19 protein-coding genes and 1 riboswitch are annotated in these 21,459 nt (G+C 48.0%); of the genes, 12 read left to right on the plus strand and 7 right to left on the minus strand.

Features of this window, described 5'->3' with window-relative positions; all coding sequences use genetic code 11:
* Positions 1-15 precede the first annotated feature (15 nt).
* From ACXAD6_RS01645 to ACXAD6_RS01655, 3 genes are read right to left on the minus strand one after another with little or no spacing between them, the layout of a single operon-like run.
* Positions 16-1,455 carry a bifunctional 2-methylcitrate dehydratase/aconitate hydratase gene (locus ACXAD6_RS01645; RefSeq protein ID WP_474967353.1) on the minus strand — a complete coding sequence of 480 codons (1,440 nt, stop codon included), beginning with the start codon at positions 1,453-1,455 and terminating at the stop codon, positions 16-18.
* 51 nt (positions 1,456-1,506) lie between these two features.
* Positions 1,507-2,616 carry a citrate synthase gene (gene mmgD / locus ACXAD6_RS01650; RefSeq protein WP_474967354.1) on the minus strand — a complete coding sequence of 370 codons (1,110 nt, stop codon included), beginning with the start codon at positions 2,614-2,616 and terminating at the stop codon, positions 1,507-1,509.
* A 45-nt stretch (positions 2,617-2,661) separates the two neighbouring features.
* Positions 2,662-2,850 carry a hypothetical protein gene (locus ACXAD6_RS01655; RefSeq protein ID WP_474967355.1) on the minus strand — a complete coding sequence of 63 codons (189 nt, stop codon included), beginning with the start codon at positions 2,848-2,850 and terminating at the stop codon, positions 2,662-2,664.
* A gap of 159 nt (positions 2,851-3,009) precedes the next feature.
* Positions 3,010-3,203, minus strand: a riboswitch (cobalamin riboswitch).
* Between the two features lie 155 nt (positions 3,204-3,358).
* On the opposite strand from ACXAD6_RS01655, the gene ACXAD6_RS01660 reads away from it, so the two are divergent.
* On the plus strand, positions 3,359-3,901 hold the full coding sequence (locus ACXAD6_RS01660; RefSeq protein WP_474967356.1) for a CotY/CotZ family spore coat protein: 543 nt from the start codon (positions 3,359-3,361) through the stop codon (positions 3,899-3,901).
* A 78-nt stretch (positions 3,902-3,979) separates the two neighbouring features.
* Here ACXAD6_RS01660 and ACXAD6_RS01665 read toward each other — a convergent pair whose 3' ends face one another.
* Together ACXAD6_RS01665 and ACXAD6_RS01670 are read right to left on the minus strand one after the other, a co-directional pair.
* Positions 3,980-4,351 carry a hypothetical protein gene (locus ACXAD6_RS01665; protein WP_474967357.1) on the minus strand — a complete coding sequence of 124 codons (372 nt, stop codon included), beginning with the start codon at positions 4,349-4,351 and terminating at the stop codon, positions 3,980-3,982.
* An 18-nt stretch (positions 4,352-4,369) separates the two neighbouring features.
* Positions 4,370-5,542, minus strand: coding sequence for a ParM/StbA family protein (locus ACXAD6_RS01670; protein ID WP_027955674.1), 1,173 nt, complete (start codon positions 5,540-5,542; stop codon positions 4,370-4,372).
* 213 nt (positions 5,543-5,755) lie between these two features.
* Here ACXAD6_RS01670 and ACXAD6_RS01675 point away from each other — a divergent pair, with 213 nt between their 5' ends.
* The 7 genes from ACXAD6_RS01675 to ACXAD6_RS01705 all read left to right on the plus strand — a co-directional run bounded on the left by ACXAD6_RS01675 (position 5,756) and on the right by ACXAD6_RS01705 (position 14,198).
* Positions 5,756-6,517, plus strand: a complete 762-nt coding sequence (locus ACXAD6_RS01675; protein ID WP_474967358.1) for a CsxC family protein — start codon at positions 5,756-5,758, stop codon at positions 6,515-6,517.
* Positions 6,518-6,654: 137 nt separating this feature from the next.
* The gene (locus ACXAD6_RS01680; RefSeq protein ID WP_474967359.1) at positions 6,655-7,380 is read left to right on the plus strand and encodes a CsxC family protein; all 726 of its coding nucleotides are present in this window, start codon (positions 6,655-6,657) and stop codon (positions 7,378-7,380) included.
* 43 nt (positions 7,381-7,423) lie between these two features.
* The gene (locus ACXAD6_RS01685; RefSeq protein WP_474967360.1) at positions 7,424-8,665 is read left to right on the plus strand and encodes a hypothetical protein; all 1,242 of its coding nucleotides are present in this window, start codon (positions 7,424-7,426) and stop codon (positions 8,663-8,665) included.
* A 414-nt stretch (positions 8,666-9,079) separates the two neighbouring features.
* On the plus strand, positions 9,080-9,811 hold the full coding sequence (locus ACXAD6_RS01690) for a ZIP family metal transporter (RefSeq protein WP_474967361.1): 732 nt from the start codon (positions 9,080-9,082) through the stop codon (positions 9,809-9,811).
* A gap of 164 nt (positions 9,812-9,975) precedes the next feature.
* Complete coding sequence (locus ACXAD6_RS01695) at positions 9,976-11,553, plus strand: BCCT family transporter (RefSeq protein WP_474967362.1); 1,578 nt, start codon at positions 9,976-9,978, stop codon at positions 11,551-11,553.
* A gap of 55 nt (positions 11,554-11,608) precedes the next feature.
* Positions 11,609-11,980, plus strand: a complete 372-nt coding sequence (locus tag ACXAD6_RS01700; RefSeq protein ID WP_474967363.1) for a VOC family protein — start codon at positions 11,609-11,611, stop codon at positions 11,978-11,980.
* 238 nt (positions 11,981-12,218) lie between these two features.
* Complete coding sequence (locus tag ACXAD6_RS01705) at positions 12,219-14,198, plus strand: penicillin-binding transpeptidase domain-containing protein (protein ID WP_474967364.1); 1,980 nt, start codon at positions 12,219-12,221, stop codon at positions 14,196-14,198.
* Between the two features lie 217 nt (positions 14,199-14,415).
* Here the strand turns inward: ACXAD6_RS01705 and ACXAD6_RS01710 are convergent, their stop codons facing one another.
* Both ACXAD6_RS01710 and ACXAD6_RS01715 read right to left on the minus strand, forming a co-directional pair.
* A complete protein-coding gene (locus ACXAD6_RS01710; RefSeq protein WP_474967365.1) occupies positions 14,416-15,393 on the minus strand; it encodes a class F sortase in 978 nt (325 codons plus the stop codon).
* Between the two features lie 63 nt (positions 15,394-15,456).
* Complete coding sequence (locus ACXAD6_RS01715) at positions 15,457-16,785, minus strand: copper amine oxidase (protein ID WP_474967366.1); 1,329 nt, start codon at positions 16,783-16,785, stop codon at positions 15,457-15,459.
* A gap of 311 nt (positions 16,786-17,096) precedes the next feature.
* Here ACXAD6_RS01715 and ACXAD6_RS01720 point away from each other — a divergent pair, with 311 nt between their 5' ends.
* From ACXAD6_RS01720 to ACXAD6_RS01735, 4 genes are all read left to right on the plus strand, one after another.
* Complete coding sequence (locus tag ACXAD6_RS01720) at positions 17,097-18,092, plus strand: LacI family DNA-binding transcriptional regulator (RefSeq protein ID WP_474967367.1); 996 nt, start codon at positions 17,097-17,099, stop codon at positions 18,090-18,092.
* 82 nt (positions 18,093-18,174) lie between these two features.
* Positions 18,175-19,527 (plus strand): ABC transporter substrate-binding protein, encoded by a 1,353-nt coding sequence (locus ACXAD6_RS01725; RefSeq protein WP_474967368.1) that lies wholly within the window; start codon positions 18,175-18,177, stop codon positions 19,525-19,527.
* 79 nt (positions 19,528-19,606) lie between these two features.
* Positions 19,607-20,599 carry a carbohydrate ABC transporter permease gene (locus ACXAD6_RS01730; protein WP_474967369.1) on the plus strand — a complete coding sequence of 331 codons (993 nt, stop codon included), beginning with the start codon at positions 19,607-19,609 and terminating at the stop codon, positions 20,597-20,599.
* On the plus strand, positions 20,596-21,450 hold the full coding sequence (locus ACXAD6_RS01735) for a carbohydrate ABC transporter permease (protein WP_224871035.1): 855 nt from the start codon (positions 20,596-20,598) through the stop codon (positions 21,448-21,450). The genes ACXAD6_RS01730 and ACXAD6_RS01735 overlap by 4 nt, the downstream gene beginning before the upstream one ends.
* The last annotated feature ends 9 nt before the right edge of the window (positions 21,451-21,459 follow it).

Below are 21,459 nucleotides of genomic sequence, written 5' to 3' on the forward strand. Positions count from 1 at the left end.
GTCATTCCTCCTTCATCACAATTGGAATTCGTCCATAAACTGCGGGACCGTCGTCCTGGTCAGAGCTTCGTAATCTTCGCACAGGTTCAATATTTTATTCGTCTGTTTGAATGAAAAACGGGTTTTTACATTGTTTTGAAACTTGTTCAATAATAATGGAAGGCCTTCGTCCCGGCGTCTGCGGTGACCTATCGGGTATTCCACAGCAACCGGGTCTGTGGAAGTCCCATCTGAGAAAAATACTTGGACGGCATTGGCGATGGAACGTTTGTCAGGATCAAGGTAGTCCCGGGTATAGGCCTCCTCCTCGATGGTTTCCATCAAATCTCTCAGTTTATCGATCGCCGGGTTCCGGGCGGTCTCATCTTCGTAATGATCGGCGTTCAATTCGCCGTACAGGAGTCCGATGGCGGTAATGTACTGGAGGCAGTGATCCCGGTCCGCCGGATTGTGGAGCGGCCCCTTTTTATCAATGATCCGGATGGCTGACTCATGGGTGGTAATTGTAATTTTTTCTATTTCGTCCAGTTTATCCTTTACCTGACTGTGCAGATGGATCGCGGCTTCCGCTGCCGTCTGAGCGTGAAATTCAGCAGGGAAGGAGATTTTAAATAGGATATTCTCCATAACGTAAGAACCGAAGGAACGTGAAAGAGTCAATTCTTTTCCGCTGAACAGAACGTCTTGAAATCCCCATCCGTCAGCAGAAAGGGCGGTAGGATAACCCATTTCACCTTTCATCGTCATCAATGCCAGGCGCACACCGCGGCTTGTGGCGTCTCCGGCGGCCCATGATTTTCTTGACCCGGTGTTCGGGGCATGCCGGTAAGTACGTAAACTGGAGTTATCAATCCACGCCTGGGATACAGCGTTTGTAACGTCTTCCTTTTTTCCGCCGAGCATAGCGGTCACGACAGCTGTTGTCGCTACTTTTACGAAGAGCACATGGTCAAGCCCCTCCCGGTTCAGGCTGTTATCGAGGGCAAGAATTCCCTGAATTTCATGCGCCTTCACGATGTATTCGAGGACTTCATGCATCGTCATCGGTTCCTGTCCCGAACGGAGGCGTGTCCGGCTGATATAATCGGCCGCAGCAAGGATGCCTCCGATGTTATCGGAAGGGTGTCCCCATTCTGCTGCAAGCCATGTGTCGTTGTAGTCGAGCCACCGGATCATGCAGCCGATGTTAAACGCGGCATGGACAGGGTCGAGGACATAGGATGTCCCCGGAACCCGTGCCCCGTCAGGCACAATCGTTCCAGGAACGATCGGTCCCAGATGTTTCGTGCATTCCGGATAACGGAGCGCTAAAAATCCGCACCCGAGCGTATCCATTAAAACGTATTGAGCCGTTTCCATCGCCTCTTCACTTGTAATTTCCCCGTGCACCGCATAGGAAGCAATTTCTCTTAGCACTGGATCGGCCCCAGTCTGCTGCACTTGCGTTTCATTCATCTTCCATCTCCACCTTTGCTTGAAATATTTGATGAGGGAGGGGGCTGCTCTTTAAGGGTGCAGTCCCCGTGGTCCTGTGTAATGAACCCGTGGGCGGAACAATTTGTTATCCGTATATTGTTCGGCCACGTGAGCACAGATGCCGAGCGTGCGTGCGGAAAAGAAAATCGGTGTATACAAATCAATCGGGATGCCGAGCAGATAATAGACAGGAGCGGCATAATAATCCAGATTCGGATACAATCCTTTTTCTTCCTTCATTAACTCTTCTCCTGCTTCACAGCACTCAAGAAGGTCTTCTCTGTTTTTTACAGCTGCCAGCTTCCGCAGAGCTTCTTTCATCAAGGAGGCGCGGGGATCCATTTTTTTCATATACACCCGGTGGCCGAAGCCCATCACTTTCTCCTTGCAGGCGAGCTTTTCCAACAGCAGCCGCCGAAAACCTTCGACAGATCCACCTTCAAGCAGCATGTGCATGACGGCTTCATTGGCTCCGCCGTGAAGGTTCCCCTTAAGAGAAGCGACAGCTCCTGTGAGGGCTCCATATACATCCGAATTGGTGGAAGCAATGACACGGGCGGTGAACGTGGAATTCGGCATTTCATGTTCGCTGTACACCATTAAGGATTGGTCGAAAATCGACGCTTCCTGCTCATCCGGAACCCGGCCAGTCAGCATATACAAAAAGTTCGCACTGTAGGAAAGGTCCGGGTCAGGTTCCAGGATGCTTTTCTCCTGTAGGAGGCGGTAGCTGCCGGCTGTCATCACTGGAATTTTCGCCAGCAGACGCAGGATCGTCTGTTCCAGGTTTTTTCGCTCACCGAGGTTTTTATCGTACCCGGCCAGAGCTGAGATTCCCGTCCGTAAGGCGTCCATAGGATGAGTGTCTTTAGGGAGCTTAGCTAATAGTTGAACCAAACTGCCGGAAAGAGGGGCTTCTAATTTTAAGGTTTTCTCAAGTTCCTGCTGTTCCGGTCGGGCAGGGAGACGGCCTTTCAGAAGAAGTTGAATCAAGTCGATGTACTGCTGTTTTTCAGCCAGCTCAATCAGATCATAGCCGCGGATGACGATTTCCTCCGCTTCTACATCCAGGTAGGAAAGTTTCGTTTCCGCAGCAATCACCCCGTTCAATCCGGGGTGAAACGTCGTCGTTTTATCCATGTGGTTCCTCCTTTAATTGAGTAAACGCTTACAAAAAACGTGAGATCAGCCGGTCATTTCCTGAAGTACCTGTTGGTAAGCTTCCTCCAAATGCACAAGATCGTTGTCCTTATCCGTCAGGCCATCCTGAAGAGCTTCATACATATCCTCCAGTGTGTGTGGCGTGCCACTACAAACATAAAGCATGATACCGGATCTCAAGTGGTTCAAAAAATCTTCTTTTAGCGACGCCAACAGGCATGCACCTCATCCCTTACAAAATATTGACCATAAAAAAACAACTTCCTTTTAGAAGTTGTTAAGTATACGTATTGAAAAGTAAACAAACAGGCAGAAAACTGCCCATATGGAAACCATCTGACCGCACTTAACACCTCCTATCCTCGTAGGTTTTGATGTCTGCTGATACAGGCAGGTCTCCTGGCTCATGGTCATCGCAGTCCGAAACCTTCCCATCTTCGTTTGTGAAGACAGTGGTATGTACGGAACACTCCCATTTACAGTTGCGGGACAGCACCGGATTTTCACCGGTTTCCCTATTAATCCTCTTCTGTGAAAGAAAAGGAACCTGTATCTACAACGCTATTCAATTTTCTCTTTCAATATAGCAAACATTTGGAAAATAAACAATTTTATTTAAAATTCCGGAGAAAGTTATTCAGGACAGCATGGGCGCACATATCAAACAGAATGGGATGTGCGGCGTATACTATCAGGACTGAATGAATAAGGAGTGAAAACGATGAGTTATGATTATGAAAGCTCAAGTTACAGTTATGACCATAAACATAAGGACCCCTGTGGAAAATCCAAAAAAATAAAGCATTACAAAAGCTGTGTGGAAGATGTACTGGAGGCGATTGTTTATGCTCAGGACAGAGTGGAAGAAGACAGCTGCCACACGTCATGCCAGCAGTCCATTGATTCTCTGCTCGGGGATCATAAAGTAAAGAAAAAGAATACCGTGCCGGTCATTCTTTACTGCGGCTGTGATCCCTTCAAGGGAACAGGCGTGGCAACGTATTCGTGTCATGCAAAAAAAGAAACCTTCAAGTGTGTCCATACGTACCTCTTCAAAGTGAAAGATGTCCATGATGGGTGTGCGGTCCTGGAACTGCTTGTATTTAAGTCGGATTGGAAGAATGATTCAAAACAGAAACACTCGGCATGCAGCCAGATTGATGGAAAAGAAGTTCGTGATCTGGCAGGTACGGGCATCTGCATCACTGTGGATTTATCCTGCTTTTGTGCGGTGACCTGTCTCCCGGCTGTCCGCCTTCATTAAGCTGAAAAAAAGATTCCTACAGAGTGTCGCTTTGAATCGACTCCATCAAAAAAGCCGGCCGCAGCCGGCTTTTCTGATTCAGCCTCCGAAAGCTTCCAACATGTCTTCGATTTCTTTTTGATCGATGAAAGCAGAACCAGCAAGGGGCGGGACGCTTGTTATGCTTGATGCGCCGGATGGGAAGGCGCCTTTGGTGAGCATTTCTTTGATGGTGCGGAGCTCTTCGAGTACAGGGTCTCCTCCAGAGGTGCGTCCTGCTGCCGGTGCGGATAAGTACTGGTGCAGGGCAGAAAGAAGGAAGTGCTGGAGCGTATTGTTTTCCGCGTGGTAGGCCAGTTCTTTCATCACATCCGCGTCGACAGCCTGCGCGTGTCCGGTCCTGACGTCTATATATTTCTCAGGTATGGTGACAACGGTTTCGTTGAAGTAATCACGGTAGGTGTGTGGCATCGTTTCACCTTCTCGCCCTTATGACCTGTCAGCGGTCTGTTTTTTACTGAAGAGCTGCATTTTAGCAAGAATCATCAGCCCCCGTACGTTCAATTTGGCCATTTCCTCCGGGAATGTCAATTCGATCGGACGTCCTTTTTCACTCCAGGACACAGCAGCTTCACGAATCTGACGCTCGGCAATCTGCGCTGCGCCTCCGACGGCGATGTAGCGGGCCGCTCCCTTGATTTCGTGTGAACTTGAACGGACGCGGTCGAAATGCTCCAAGTATTTTCCAGCCATCAATCGCAGCTGCGGGAGAATGTAGCGGCTGATATCCTTTTTCACGCCTGCAAAAGGTTCTACATACCATTCCGACTGGCCGCGTGCCAGTTTTTCTTCCAGTTCTGATCTGGAGTTGAAGCTGTACAGCTCATTCTGGCTTACTTTTTGTATGATGGTATCGAGAAAAGGGTTGATGCCGAACGGCTCCCCCTCCACAGAAGCTACCGGTTTATTATGTTTGATACCGACAAAGTCGACGGAATCTCCTCCGAGGTCTCCAATGATGACGCCCCGCTCCGATTCTTTCACGAGTGATTCATCGGAGACGGCGAGCGTTTCGGGATCACGGGTAAGAGCCAGATAGGCGAGGGCGCCTTCCGCGCCGACGATGACATCCTCAATATGAAGGGTTACCACGGCTTCTTTCGGTTCGCGGATCCCGGGCACTTTATGGAAAATGATTGTATGCGTACCGGTGAGGCGGTTTTTCAACGTATCTTTCCGCCGCTTGTACTGGGTGGTCGGCAGGGAAACCGCCAGTTGATCGATCGTGTACTCGACATCCTTTTCTGAACCACTGCCGAGCAGGGCGTGGTAAGCAGCAGCAGCAAAAAGAAGAATGTACGTCCGTTCTTCATCAACCTTTTGATTGTTAAAAGAAGTCAGGCTGACATTTCTCTGTTTCACCGCTGACTTGCCGATGTAGTAAATGTTCCGTCGGTCCTGGATAGCCGGGCTCTTGATTTCCACAATCATGTTTTCTTCATAATCCACATCTTCCTCGTCATACGGCATTTCATAAAACTCTTCATCAAACAAAGCGACGGCGTTCGGGATTTGATAATCCATGAAACCACCGTCATCTGATGCGAGAATCTTATACCAGCTGTTCCCGATATCTACAGAGAAAATATGCTCGTTTTTCATTTTCTACCTCCTGACGTTAAAGCATATGCGCAGCTTTCCAGGCTGTGCCAGTACTCCCCCAGGTGCCTCTGGTAGATTTGGGCGGACCGTTTCTATAAATCTTTTACAGGAACTTGTCTTAAAAGTTCCACGATTATACTAATGCAAGTGACCATGCCTTCGAAATCATAGAGCATAGACTACAGTGAGGTTACTATAAAGGAGGAAAACATCATGAGAAAAAATGACCGTCACTGTGTCAACCTGAATGAATCAGCTTCTATTGAACAGTGTACAAATTCAAGTGCGGATACTGCGATCACTCCAAGCGGAGAGCGTATCGTCCGAATTCCGGTTGAACTGGGAGCCTACAATGTTACGACTAACCTCGTCGCTAACATTTCCTTCCCACACCCGGTACTTGAAATCAAAGATATTAAAAAGCGTGTCATCATTACCCAGTGCCGTCTGCTTACGCGTACGTCCGCAGGAGATGATGATCAGTTTTCAGCAGGTCCGTTCCCATTGTTCCTGAAAGGGTATGTCCGTAAAAACATTCAATACGCGACACCTTGTCATGATACAGAGGGTGAATGTGTATCATCTGAAATCAAGTCCCTTACTGTGAAAGTGCCGTTTGAGTGCATGACTACCATCGAATTGGATTCACCAGCTCAACTGCCTGTTCGCAACCGTAGAGACGAATATGACTTCTTCAGAGCGCAGGACCTTGGTAAGGGATATCCGGAAAAAGACCAGTATCTGTCCAGTGACCTTTCCCAGTTCCATCAGGAAAGTTTCCAAGGTTACAACCAGCTGCCATTCTGTGAGCTTGTTTCCAGTCAGATTCTTGAGTGGGACGAAGCAACAGATCGTGGATCGTTTGGCGACAGCCCGGTTGATGAAGCGTACTTCCGCCATATTGTAGAAAAAATGCAGGTGCGATTCACCATTAAAGTGCTTCAAAACCAACAGGTGCGCGTAGACGCTCTATAATTGAAAAAGATGACAGTCCATCAGGGCTGTCATCTTTTTTTGCTGTGCCGCCAATGTCTTGAAACCATGATAAGAGCCCAGACACAGGAAGGGCAGCTACATACGATGTGGGTATATTTTGATTAGGGGGCAGACAAATGACAGGTGTGTTTAACGAAGAGGACGGATTGGAGCTTCACTGTGAAAGGAAACCGCATGTAAGTATCGGCAAGATTGTGACGAAGGTTCCTGTCGTACTCGCAGAACTGAAGCTTCAGATTCATGTCAGTGAAACCATCACTTTTCCAGAGCCGGTGCTTGAGATCAAAGATATTAAGAAGCGCGTGCACTTAACCCAATGCCGCCTGCTGCTTCCATCTAAAAAACTGTTTATTAAAGGATTCGTACGAAAAAATATCCAATATGCCAGCCCGTGCAGTGAAATTGAAATGCCGACGGATAAGAGTGTTGCTTCCGACCTTCATTCTTTTACAGTGGATGTTCCGTTCGAACAGGTGACGGAAATTCACGAATTTCTTTCCATGCCGGTGATGCCGAAGAACAATACACGGGAGGAATTTGATTTTGTCCGCTCAAAGTCTTTACCGGAGGGATTTCCGGAAAAAGACCAGCATATCAGCAGTGATATCTCCCAGTATCATCAGGAAAGCAGTCAATTTTATAATGAACTGCCTTACTGTGAACTGTTGTCGAGCCGGATTGTGGAGTGGGATGAAGCAGTGGACCGCATGCCTCTTCCAGGGAAAGCCCCTTTTCATGAAGGATATTTCACAAAGATAGAGGAGAAGATGGTGCTGGATATCTGCGTGAACGTCCTGCAGAAACAGCAGATTCGTGTCGCATCGACAAGCAACGATGATTGATTCATAGGAACAGAGGGAGGAAGGGAGGCGTCCATTCATATCTATGAAACGTGATGTCATTACTTTTCAACAGACACACTGGGTCAATCCTAAGGATCGTGGAAGTTTCCTGGGCGGTCATCTGTCGGAGTGGGAAGAGGAAACGAGGGACGGCGGCCCGTTGTTTATGCCTTCCTCTGCCATTGAAGAGGAGGAAATGGCCTTGTTTAAACCGGAGGAAGAGGAGAAGGCTGTGGAAAACAATACCCGCACACCGATGAATGAAGGTGAAATAAGAAAACGAAAGTCGTCCCTTGCCGCTGAAATTTCTTCGATGCTTGATGAATCCAGCGGAGGGTTCTTTGATGATAGGCCAGAGCCGGTAGAGGAGGAAGGTGTGCTTTCTGAAATAGCTGCGCTTCTGGAAGAGTCGGAGGATTCTGCAGAAGCGTCCTTCGTTTCTAAAGCTGAAGATGACTACCTCATTCTCGGAGATATTGCCTCTGCCATGGCTGAATCCTCCAATGAGTTCAAGAGTCATTACTTTTCTCAAAAAGCCATGTCGCAGCTCACAGAATCTTCTGATGCCGATGAAAGGGAGAAGGCTGTAGAACGGCGTTCTGTGGAAGACCACCGTTCTGGTTCCTCTGTTATAGAGGACGAAAGCTGCGAAGATCCCTTTTCAGGCAGTGGGATCGATGATTTATTTGCCTGTGAATCCTCTTCCAGTTCTTCTTCATCCTCTTCTTCAAGCTGTCCAGTCTGTCATGATGGTTCGTCGGATTCATGGAAAGACCAGAGCATAGAAAAAACGGTGAAAATGCCTGTTCTTCTGGCTCATGTCCCATTGGAATGGGAAATCCGGGAAAGTGTTCCTGTTCCTTGCCATCCCGGGGACATTATAAAGACGGAATGGTCCGTCCATGATATGCGCATCTCAGTTCCTATGTACCCGTTTCTCTTTTTGCGCGGGTGTTTTACTGTATCCGTGGATTATCAGGAACAGGGGGATTTGAAGCGGATCTGTAAGCGGATTCCCTTTGAGGAAACGGTGGAAGTGGGGGGGATGATCACTCCTGAACTCCCTTCCCATTCGGAAAAGGAATACACAGCGAAAAGCGCGGAAATGCATAAGGAAATCTATCAAACGTATCCATCTCCGGTGGAAAAGGAGCTGGAGAACGTATCCTTCCTGGTTCACCAGGAAGATTCAGGAAAAGGTGACCTTCACGTTCAAGGGGTTTTTCATGGGGGGCTGTTTCTTTACCAGCAGCAGTTCAAACGTCTGGATGTCTGGGAATATTGACTGGATAAACAAAAAGAAAGAGGGTTCCGCAGGAAGGAACCCTCTTTTCAATGGTCACGTTCAAGGTGCTCTCTACAATGATGGAAGGTGGAGGAATGACGCCTGTTCGTATCGAACGGTGGTGGGGAAATGTCCGGGATTCAGGCCGCCGCCCTGGAGGAAATTTCTCTCTGATACCAAGGCATATGTCATCTTTGAGAGTCCGAGTCAAAAAGGGTGTCTATGAGACAGGTTCTTCTGACTCCCTACTACTATATGTCCTCCAGGGATGGTTCGCATGGACAGATGCCGGCAGACTAAAAAAATAGGTTAGCAGCGGTCAGGGAAAAGTAGATTGCTATACTGATATAGAACGTTCTTTTCCAACGGCCTGTACATATACTAGAGAACAATGGATGGAAGGAGGCGGAGCTGTTGGAGGGGACGCTGATGATTATGATCCTGTCAGCTATGGCTACGGGAGCGGGAGCCCTCCCGGTCCTGCTGATCCGCCGGGTATCCCATCGGAAAATGGACAGCATTCTCGCCTATACCGCTGGTGTGATGATGGCAGCATCCACCTATGGCCTTATTCCGGCCTCTTTGAAGCTGACCAATGTAACGGTGCTTTGTATTGGTGTACTCGGAGGCGCGCTCATTTTGAACCTGCTTGAGTATCTACTTCCACATGTAGATATGGATCATACGAGAAAATCTCCCGGGCTGCCGCACCAGTCACTGATGCTTGTCGCGGCGATGACTCTCCATAACATTCCGGAAGGCTTGTCGGTCGGTGCCAGCCTGGCCAGTCAAGTCGAGCATCTCGGAATGGTCGTCGCTTTTTCCATGGGCATGCAGAACGCACCGGAGGGTTTCCTTGTGGCTTTGTTTCTGCTTCATCAACACGTTCCCAAAAGAACAGCCATCTTCATGGCGCTCCTTACTGGTGGGATCGAATGCGTCTCCAGTTTTATCGGGTTTTACGTGGTTCATATCTCTTTGTTCCTCGTTCCTTACGGGCTCGCCTTTGCTGCTGGTGCGATGTTGTTCATCGTTTATAAGGAGTTGATTCCGGAAACCCACGGTCATGGTTATGAGCGTCTAGCTACATTCTCATTTCTCCTTGGACTGCTCAGCATGATCGGAATTGTGGAATGGTTCCGCTGAAGCCTGCCGGATGATCCGGCGGGTTTTTTTGTTCTTCCATACCTATCCTGTAAACGGAACAGCGAAGAAAGAAAAGGGGGAATGATTCGTTGGAAATATTTTATTAGAAAAATATCGTTATAATTCGTTTTTCAGCGGGTATGCAGAAATTGGGAGGAGATAGCATGAATAAAAACATGATTGATTACAAAATATTCATTCCATCACTTTTGCTGATGGCGGCCATCAGTATCCCTTTCGCTCTGTATGAATCACAGTCGTTGGAACTTATGAATACGGTCTTTGATTCGATTGTGGCATCATTCAGCTGGGGATACTTATGGTATGGCATTTTACTGGTCGCCGCAGGTCTTTACCTGGCATTTTCCAAATACGGAAAAGTGGTTCTTGGGAATCCGGAGGAGAAGCCGAGGTTCACCCTTTTTGAGTACGCGTCCATTCTGGTCGCGATGGGTGTCGGATCGACGATCATGCGGACGGGGATGCTCCAGTGGACGTCTGTCGCCAACGACCCGCCGGCCGGAGTAGAGGCTGGTTCTGTGGAAGCCCTGCTGTGGGGGAACGCCTACAGTATGTTTTTATGGGGGTTTCAAGTGTTCGCTATTTTTGTCATGATAGCACCAGCCATGGGATACATACTGCACGTAAAAAAACGTCCGCTGATGAGAATTTCAGAGGCCTGCCGGATTTTGTTCGGAGATAAGTTCACAGACGGTATCGGAGGCCGGCTGCTGGATGTGTTGTTTTTAATCAGTATTCTTTCCGGAGCAGCTGTCACGCTTGGACTGGGGGCGCCGATCATTACGCAGAACCTTTCTCATCTGCTCGGCATCCAGGTGAATTTCACGCTGACGATCATCGTTACCATCGTCTGGGTCTTTTTATTTTCCCTCAGTGCGTATCTCGGCATCGAAAAAGGGATCAAACGGTTAAGTACATGGAACATGTATATTGCCGGGTTCTTAGCGCTGTTTATTCTCGTCGGGGGCCCCGGTGTTTTCATCCTGAACTACTTCACAGATAGTGTATCAGTGCTCTTGAGCAACTACCTGGACTTTTCCTTGAACACAGAATCGGTCTATCAGGGGGAAACCTCGCATATTCAAAGCAACACGATTTTCTGGTTCGCCTACAGTGCGACCTGGGCCATGCTGCACAGTGTGTTTGCAGCAAAAATTTCACAGGGTCGGACGATCAAGGAGATGATTCTCACGTACCTGCTCGCTCCAACGCTGCTTTCCTGGCTGGCGACAGGGGTGCTTGGCGGTCTTGGTGTCCACCGCTACCTGACTGGAAATCTTGATATTTTGAACTTCGTGGAAGAAGAAGCACGTATGGCAGCGATACCGGAGATTTTAAATACGCTTCCTTTCGGGGAAATCGCCATTGTCATCTTTATGATTGTCGCCCTGATTTTCTTGACGACGACCCTCGATTCCACGACTTATACAATTGCCGCCTATACAAGTACGCGGGATATGAGCCGTTTTGAGCCGCCGAAGATGCTTCGTATTATCATTGCGGCTGTGATTACTGCTTTTGCCCTGATTCTAATGAGGATCGGCGGTCTGGCCCCATTGAATGTCGTATCAGGTCTTATGGGTCTGCCGATTATCGTCATCCAGTTCATTCTGATTTACGCAGCGAAGAAAATGATCGACGCCGATCAAGCCTGGCTGACCAACGTCCGTCAGAAAGATAAGCCTATAGAAGCTTATGAAGCGAAGCGTAAAGTGGAATAGTCTGGTCGATTGGATTACACTGATATCAGAGTAACTTTTGAAAGGGGACCTGTACATGTATGAATCACTGCACCACGTATCTGTCATTGTGTCGGATATAGAACAAGCCAAACATTTTTATGGCGGAGTGCTCGGATTTGAAGAAAGCCCCGACCGTCCCGATTTCGATTTTCCAGGCGCGTGGTATCAGGTAGGAGCGACACAGATTCACTTGATTGCTTATGAAGAAGGGAAAACGCTCCGTGGTACAACAGAGATTGATTCCAGAGACGGACATTTTGCGGTCAGAGTCCGTGATGTTGAGGCGTTTATCGAAAGAATGGAAAAGCACGGAGTGGAGATGCTGAACAAGCCGGTCAATAAAACGGAATGGCATCAAGTGTACATCACGGATCCCGATGGAAACATCATTGAATTTAATAGGTGAAGCTGGAGACGATCGATTCAATCGGTCGTCTTTTTTTGTTTTTTAATGGTGGAGCTGCTTCGTCGTTCTGGTAATCACGTTCCGCTTGTCGGTGGGTGCTGTTCCCACAGCCCTCACCACCGAACGCTCCTTTACTGGTGAACTGAACACCGGGCGTTTTTCTTTTTCCAAGGCTTGTCTCTGGTATAATGGAAAATAGAAAAATTTGTCTGATTACAGAAAAATAAGGGGAGATTTGATGAAGAAATGGATGATCCTGTTCGTCCTCCTGATCACGGCCGCGCTTTCTGCCTGCAGCAGTCAGCCGGAGCCGCAGGATACGTTTTCCGCGTACATGGACGCATGGGAAAAGAAAGAGTATGAGACGATGTACAGTCACTTAAGTGAATCATCGAAGGAATCCATCACGAAAGAGGATTTTATCAGCCGGTATGAAGATATTTATGAAGGGATCGGCGCGGAGGAGATATCGATTACATACGATCTTCCCGAAGAGGGGGAAAGCTATGATCAAGAGGATCCACCTGCCTATGAATATACGGCTTCGGTAGATTCAAGAGCCGGTGCGATTGAATTCAGCCATCAGGCGGGACTTGTCTATGAGGAAAACGACGAGGAAGATCGCTGGGCGGTGGAATGGCACCCGGACCTTATTTTCCCTCAGATGGTGGAAGGCGATACAGTGAGGATCACCCGGCTGGATTCTGAACGCGGAGAGATTTTCGACCGCGACGGTCAAGGTCTGGCTGTCAAAGGTCCGGTGAAGGAAGTTGGTATCGTACCAGGGAAGATGGAAGAGGAAGAAGAGTTGAAGGAAGGGCTTGCGGACATTCTCAAACTCTCCGTTGAACAAATCGATCAGAAACTGGAGCAGTCCTGGGTGAAGGACGATGTATTCGTGCCGCTTGCGATGATTCCGGAAGATGATGAGGAGAGGCTGACAGCATTTGAAGATCTGCCAGCTGGCTACATGATCAATGATGGAAAAGAAGCACGTGTTTATCCTTTAGGGGAAGCGGCCGCGCATTTGACCGGCTATATGGGTAGTATCACGGCTGAAGAGCTTGAAGAGCGCGAAGGAAAAGGCTACAGTACGAGCGATAACATCGGGAAATCCGGTTTAGAGCTTGTCATGGAGGAGCAGCTTCGGGGCGAACCGGGCTGGCGTGTGTATATTGCCGATGAGGAAAATGAAACAAAAGAAGTGCTCGCAGAACAGAAAGCGAAGGACGGGGAAGACGTCACGCTGACCATTTCATCGGATGTCCAGACGGAAGTATATGAACAATTGAAAGACGAATCCGGAACAGCGGCCGCGATTCATCCTGAGACCGGAAGTGTGGAGGCCCTTGTCAGTACGCCTTCCTACAACCCGACAGCTCTTTCTTTAGGGCTTGGAGGGGAAGAAGTGACCTTGAACAAGTTTTCGAGAACGTATTCTCCGGGATCCACGTTTAAGCCGATCACCGCAGCGGTTGGATTGGAAACAGGAACGATTAATCCGGAAGAGGAGCTGTCGATATCCGGAGAAACGTATGAGGCGGATGCCGGCTATTCCGTTACCCGTGTATCCGGGGCAGCAGCAGACAGTCAGGTGAATCTCCGCGATGCACTGATGCGGTCGGATAACATTTATTTCGCCCGTCAGATCGTGGATATCGGCGGAGATTCTTTCCTGGAGGAAGCAGCAGGATTTGGTTTTGGTGAGGATCTGCCGTTTGCGTATCCGATAGAAGCTTCCCAGTTGATGAACGAAGATACAGTTGAAAGTGAATCGCTGCTTGCGGCAACCGCCTATGGGCAGGGGCAGGTGCAGATGAGCGCTGTCCATCTGGCTGCTGCCTACACGCCGTTCATTACCGATGGGACACTGATCAAACCGCAGCTTCTGGTGAATGAGGAAGAATCTGAGGTCTGGAAAGAAGAGGTCATCAGCGGAGAAACAGCGGCTTTGATCCGTGATGATCTGACAGCGGTCGTACAGAACAAAAACGGAACAGCCTACGAGCCGGTTGTGGAAGGAATCTCCCTCGCAGGGAAAACAGGATCAGCGGAATTAAAGAAATCCCAGGATGAAGAGGGACCTGTGAATGGATGGTTCGTCGCCTGGGATACCCAGGATCAGGATTTGCTTGTGGCGATGATGATGGAAGATACAGAAGAAGGCAGTCACGATGTGGTGCCTAAAGTGAAAAATGTCTTCGGAAATTTGAAATAGAACATGCACTTCCAGCAGACATGGTGTGTAGATGATTACGTTACGCTTATCCGTGGCTGCCTGTCAGGGGACGGTTTTGGCCCCGCAGGTGTCACCAATGAACATGCTGCGCACCCCCATCTAATGAGGAATTGAAAAAAGGGACGATCTTCTGCTAAACAGAAGATCGTCCCTTCCTATGACAAGCGGAAAACCACGTCTGACCGGAAGACGTGGTTTATTTTGTTCCTGTTGTATTGGAAGGCTTCGATTCTGTACCTTCTTCATTGACGGTCGTTACGTAGTAGGAGTAATCGGATGCTTCGGGATCGGTATAGGATTTCCGTTCATGCTTGGAGATACTGGCGACCTTTTCGAATGTTTCCCCGTCCTTGCTGCGGTAAACACGGTACCCTGCCACATAATCTTCGCGTACCGCATGCCAGGTAACCATCGTACCCTGGATCTGCACGTTGGAAGGGGGCTGGATATCCTCCTGATTCTGTGTTGGTTCCTTCAGTTTTGAATACACAACGAGACGATCAGCGTGACCGCCGATACTGCTGAGAAATTCACCTGTACATGTGATAAGGTTGAGACGCTTTTCATCAGAAGATCCGAAAATCGTTTCAATGGGGGAATCATCCATCGGATAACTTTCAAGCTTTTCGACTACATAGGTCTTTTCTTCCCCGTTTTCATCAGAGACGGTAATTTCGTCTCCTTTTTCCAGTTGATCCAAATCATAAAAAACAGCAGGTCCTGTCCGGCTGTCCACGTGTCCGGCGATGACAGAATTTCCTGTGCTGCCGGGCTCTGTACCTGGTTCAAACCAACCGGCTTTCTGCGGATCCTCCGGTACACCCATCTGTCCATTATCCAGAATGCCGACTGATTCTACAGGTGCTTCTACGTCAATGGCAGGGATGGAAATGGTGGCAGGAGTGATCCCTGTTTCTTCCTGCTTTTGGTTTTTCACAACGTCAGCGGACCTCATATTTCCGTTTTTATTAATCACTGTAAATTCGCCGTCCAAAATCTCTTCTTTTTGCTCCTCCGGCACATCCGCCTCTTGGTAGGACGCCTGTGTAGCATTTTCAATCCGGACAACATCCGAATCGTCCTTCCAAAAAGTGAACGCATTGAATTCATAGGCGACCATAACAAGCGCGGTCAGGCCAAGTATTGTGAAATACATTTTCCAATCGAGCTTCATGGACTGTCACCTCTCTATCATAAGGAAAGAAGAAGAGCAGAAGCTCTTCTTCCATGTTAAGCATTACTGTTTGGCTTTGCGGATGGAGATGAAGCCGGCAGAAGCTGCGGCGATGACTCCGAAGGCGACCCACATCCATGTGTTGATCCCTTGATCACTTGTTCCACCAAAGCCTGTTTTAGGCATTTCTTCCGGCATAACTTCTCCGCCGAATTGATCCGGCATCTGTGTCACAACAGCGCTGCTTAGTGTTTCGCCAATTCCGAACATGAAGGCATATCCTTCACGGAAAGAGTCATAAGTGGCTGCATAATCTTCATTCACGTAATGATCGAAGGTCTGAAGGATATCTTCCTCGTGAGTCCAGACCGCTTCAACAGCATCCTCCTGTGGAAGGTTTCCTTCAGTTGCTGTACCAAGGAAGGCACCGAAGTCCTCAGAGAAGGCCATCAGGCTTTGTTCAGCCATTTTTCTTGCTTCTTCATCTTCTTCAAGAGCTGCTGTAATCACATCAGACTGCGCGTTGATATGATCCTGCTGCCATACCTTTTCAAACTGGGCTGCACCTTCTTCACCATAAATAGAACCGATAGCAGCTTTGAAATCAGCGGTGTGCTGGTTCTCAGCCCAAGTTACGAAATCGTAGTCTTCCGCCTGGTCATAGCCTTTCTGCATTTCAAGAACGGCTAAAGCGAAGTGTTCAGAAGCAAGAGCATTCATGTTGGAACGCAGATCTGCTGCTGGTGTATCTGCTTTGGTTCCATTAAAGGAATCCGGCATCTGCGTTACAATGGCAGAAGAAAGGGCCTTACTGATGTCGAACATACGGTTGAAGCCCTCGCGGAAAGCCGTATAGGATTTCTGATACTCTTCGTTTACATAGTGGTCAAAAACATTCAAAACATCTTGTTCGTGCGCGTTCAGGACTTCTTTGGCTGTTTCTTTGGAAAGGTTTCCTTCAGTTGCAGATGCAAGGAACGTACTGAATTCTTCCGTGAATTCTTCAACTTCCTCTTCCGCCATCTTACGGGCTTCTGGATCATCGTTTTTCGCAGCTTTTACAAAACCATCGGAATAATCGTTATGTCCGCGGAAGATTTCTTCAAACTGTGCAGCTGCTTCATCTCCATAAATGGATGCGATCGCCGGGGTCATATCCTGTGCGTTCTGATCAAGCTTGTTCCATACTTCATCAGTGTCTGGTGCGTCTTCATACGATTTCATCATAAACGTTGTAGCAAGGACGAAGTGCTCGGACAATAGTTGATCAAGCGTCGACCTTAGATCGGCCGCCTCCGTCTGTGCTGATTTGTGGTGATCGGCCATAGCTACGGATGGGACAAGGAGCATCAAAGCCATTAATGTGATCAAGATTCTTTTCATTTGTTTCATGTGTACACTCTCCTTTAATTGATTTCTTACACAGCTAACGAAGGAGGGTGGACATTGGATCACAATTTCCCGGAAAAAATATAGAAATTCGTGAAAGGAGTCTGTAAAGAATCAGCTGAGTTGTCATTTTTTTTGCCCTGACGCTGGGGCGGAACTTCGTATTTTCTTCCGTGCATGAGGGGATGAGGCGTGTTCGAAAAAGGAAGAAAAGATGAAAATTGTGTTGACGTAAGCGCTTTCTGAGTATATAGTCTAGTTAAGGTAAACGATTACGTAAACGATTACTTGCCCGCGGGGAGAAGGAGTCAGCCATGGTTTCGATTAAAGATGTAGCCAGTAAAGCAAAGGTTTCTACAGCGACTGTATCCCATGTGATCAATGAGACACGGTATGTCGCAGAAGCAACAAAGCAGAAAGTATATGCAGCTATGAAGGATTTAAACTATCAGCCAAACCGGATTGCGCGCAGCTTAAGAAGTCAAAAGTCCAGTACGATCGGACTTCTTGTTCCTCTGGTGGCAGAGGATACGTCAAACTTTTTCTTCATGTCTGTAGCCAATGGTATTGAGCAGGTTTTAAAGGAAAACGGCTATAATCTTATTCTTAGTAATTCTAATGAACAGGCGGAAACGGAAAGAGATCAGATTCGGGTTTTCAATACCCAGTTGATTGATGGGCTTGTCATTGCCCCGGTCAACGGCAGGGAGTATGACTACAAGGAGGAATTCTCCGGTAACTATCCTGTCGTTTTTATTGATCGTCATCCAAGTACAGGTGAAGGAGACAGGGTTCTCGTAAACAACCGTCGTGGAGCGTATGAAGCCGTAACGGCTTTAATTGAAAAAGGTCACGAAAGAATTGGATTTGTGACAGGAAGTCTTGGTATTACGACGAGTGATGAGCGTCTGGAAGGATATAAAGAGGCACTGCGGGAGCGGGGGCTGACTATTGAAGAAGGGTATATGCAGGAAGGTCCTGCTACATTCAAGGAAGGGTATTCGCTGGCCGGGAAGCTTCACCGCGCTGGTGTAACGGCTTTGTTTATCGCCAACAACGTGATGACGATGGGGGCGGTCTCTTACCTTCAGGAGCAGAACATAGCTATTCCTGATGACATGGCGGTCATTGGCTATGATGACTACGATTGGATGAAAGTGACTTCTCCACCACTGTCCGTGGTCAGACAGCCGGCTTTTGAATTAGGGAAGACTGCCGTAGAGCAGTTGTTAAAAAGAATTGATGGATATAAAGGAGAGCACCAGGAAATCATCTTGGACTCAGAGTTGGTACAGAGAGGTTCTTATTAAGAGCCTTCTCTTTTTCACCATAAAGTAAACGATTACGTAAACGTTTGCGAAGGCATTTAATCTTTTAGGGAGGAATGTTGGGATGAAAAGGTTCGGATACGTAGTTTTTGGGCTGATCCTGTTGTTTATGGCCGCATGTTCAAGTGACAGCACAGCGAATAGTGAGGGGGACGGCGGAGCAGGTTCTGGTGAAAATGCATCCAGTGATACAGTCGAAACCGGTTCTGTTGAAACGACTGTCGAAGCGTCGGGTGACGAAGATGTCGTGATGGACTTCTGGATTCACCAGACCGGGGAGGAAGAAACGAAAGCGTATATCGATTTGATTGATGGCTTTAATGAGGCACACGAAGATATTCACGTAAACGCAGAGGTGATCATTGATGATGGAGCCAGTGCGTACAGCGACAGTATAAACGCAGCCCTCGTAGCCGGAAATCTTCCGGATGTGATGGCTGTGGACGGTCCATATGTCGCAAGTTTTGCGGATGCGGGCGTTATTCAGCCGATTGATGATTACATCGATGAGGAAACGAAGAACCAATATGTAGATTCAATCATCCAGCAGGGGACGTACGATGACCAGCTATATTCTCTTGGAGCCATGGAAGCGTCCGTTATGCTCTACTACAACAAAGACCTTTTAGAGGAAGCCGGGATTGAGCCGGCGGAATCGCTTGAAGAAGCATGGACGTGGGATGAATTGATGGATCATGCGAAGACGTTGACGAACGATGATCAATACGGGTTGAATCTGTTCATGAATTATGGAGTCGGGGAGTGGCTGACATTTATGGGGGCTCCTTTAGCCTGGTCCAACGGAGGTGCCTTGATTTCTGAAGATGGCACAGAAGTGGATGGTTACTTGAATAGTCCCGAAACCCTTGAATCGCTTCAATACGTGAAGTCGTTGTTTGAAGAAGGCGTTGTGACGGAAAGTCCTGGTGAAATGCAGTTTGAAGAAGGGAAGGCTGCCCTTGCTCTCGGTGGTCCGTGGATTGCTGTATCTGCAGAGGACGCCGGCTTGAACTGGGGAATGATGCCTTATCCGTATAAAGATGAAAGGGTTTCCCCATCGGGAAGTATGGCTTACGCGGTTACGAACAATACAGAACATCCTGAGCAGGCGGCTGAACTTATGAAGTGGATGACTAATGAAGAAGCAGCGATCAAGATTTCCGAAGCAACCGGTATGCCTCCTGCGCAAAAATCCGCTTTCGAAAGTATGGATAAATTTAATGAGAGGCCATGGAGTGTGATGAAAGAGCAGGTCATTGAAACCGCTCATGCCCGACCATCGACACCGGCGTATCCGGTTCTTACCGATGCTTTTGCCCAGTCTTTCCATGCCGCTGCCCTCGGTGAGGACGTAGAAAGCGTTGTGGAACAACAGGTCCAGCGTGTAAAGCGGGAATTGAAACGTTTTGAAGAATAACCCTCATATTCAGAGCCTGATCAGGCTCTGAATCCTTTTTAATCGAGTTTCAGCTTTTATTAAGAAAGGAGAACCATCCATGAGTGGGAACAGTTCCTCAGCGAAATCCCTGACCAGTGATCGTACGACGTCTCACACCCGCAGGCCATTGCAGAAAGTACCATCCCCGAAGAAACAGAAACGAAGGAAGTCTCAAGCTTTTCAGGAAGCCGTTACAGGATATTTCTTTCTTGCTCCGGCTTTGATCCTTCTGGGCGTCTTTCTCCTGTACCCGATGGGGGCAGCCTTTTATTACAGCTTCACAGACTTTTATATTTTAAAGCCGGACGATATCTCGTGGATCGGCCTGGAAAATTTCACATACATTCTGCAGGATGCAGAGTTCAGGCAGGCCTTTTGGAATACAGTCTATTTTTCGGTGATTGTTGTACCGGTTCAACTGGCCGTAGCGCTGGGCCTTGCGCTGCTGATTAACAAAAAAATCCGTTTCCGGGTATTTTTTCGAACCGCTTTTTTCTCACCAGTCGTCATGTCTTTAGTTGTTGTATCGATTTTGTGGACCTTTATGTACAACCCGAATGAAGGGCTGATCAACCAGCTCCTTGGTTTAGTCGGAATCCAGCCGCAGCCATTCCTAACCAGTCCGGATCAAGCGATGAATTCGATTATTGTCATGTCTGTGTGGCAGGGCGCTGGTTTTCAAATGATGATTTTTCTGGCCGGCCTTCAAAATATCCCCAATCATTTGTATGAAGCAGCTGATATTGACGGAGCAAGCAGCTGGCAGAAGTTTCTGCATGTGACCCTGCCCGGTCTGAAAAACATTGCCTTATTCATTTTCATAACCATCAGTATTGCTGCTTTTAAGCTCCTTGTCCAGCCGATGATCATGACACAGGGAGGACCGCTCGGCTCTACGAAGTCTCTCGTCTACCATATCTATGAAACTGGCTTTAACTATCGTGATGTCGGTTATGCTTCGGCGATGGCTGTCGTCTTTACCGTTATTGTCCTTGTGATCACCATTGTTCAGCGGATCCTTGTCCGTGAAGAGAGGGGGGTAGGGAAATGAAAAGGAAAAAACAGATGCAGACCGTAGTTTTGTATACGTCTTTAATTCTACTGACCTTTATCTTCTTATTTCCGCTTATTTGGATGCTGGTTTCATCTTTGAAAAACGAGTTTCAGATTTTCAAGGATATGAAGTCTCTGCAGGCTTTTCTGCCTCCAGCACCAGGTGAAGTGGAAGGCGGCTATTTTCAAAACTATATCGCAGCTTTCCAACGTGTGGATCTGCTTCGGTATATCATCAATAGTCTAATTTATACGACAGGCATTATCGTGTTCGGACTGGTCGTAAATTCGATGGCAGGGTACGCTCTTGCAAGGTTCCGGTTTCCTCTGGCTGGTTTTTGGCTGGGGGTGATCATCGCTACTTTAATCATCCCGCCGGAGAGCATTTTCCTTCCATTGTATGTTCTTGTGTATGATCTTGGATGGGTGAATACCTACACAGGATTAATCGTGCCGTTTATCGCGAACGCCTTTGCCATTTTTCTCTTCCGACAGTTCTTTCTTGATTTCCCTAAAGAACTGGAAGAGGCAGCTAAAATTGATGGATGCTCACAGATCGGCATTTTCTTCCGGATTATCGTTCCGCTGTCGAAGCCGGTTTTTGCAACCGTAGCGATTGTACTGTTCATCAATCATTGGAACGACTTCCTGTGGCCGCTTGTTGTAGCATCGGATGAAAGCATGCGGACCATTCAGATCGGTCTTCAGTACTTCATGAACGAACCGCCGATTAAATGGGGGCAGGTCATGGCGGCTCTTACGATTGCAACGGTTCCTATGCTTTTAATTTTCACGTTTTTACAGCGTTACTATGTTCAGGGCCTGACTCATACAGGTTCGAAGAATTAACAGGAAGGA

The organism is Halobacillus sp. ABH2_015, assembly GCF_056158945.1.